The 240-nt window shown below is 59.2% G+C and carries 1 pseudogene; it reads right to left on the minus strand.

Going from position 1 to position 240, the window contains the following annotated elements:
• A pseudogene (locus E5W87_RS35860) lies at nt 1–240 on the minus strand (calcium-binding protein); the annotation flags it as partial.

Here is a 240-nt window from a genome sequence, read left to right on the forward strand (position 1 = left end):
CGTCCTTCGTGGTGCCAAGGACTTCAATCGACGAGCCGGCTGAGAGCGCATAGCTTACAGAAGTCCACACCCTGTCTTGACCTTGGCCGGAGGACTCGACCACCTCGTCGCCGGCATTGTCGGCATAGTAATCGTCGTTGCCGTCAAAGCCGCTCATCTTATCGACACCGCCGCCGCCGTTGATAATGTTGGCGCCGGCATTGCCCTGGATGGTTTGGGCCAATTCGTTGCCGGTCAGGT

This window comes from Mesorhizobium sp. (assembly GCF_004962925.1).
Lineage (GTDB): Bacteria > Pseudomonadota > Alphaproteobacteria > Rhizobiales > Rhizobiaceae > Mesorhizobium.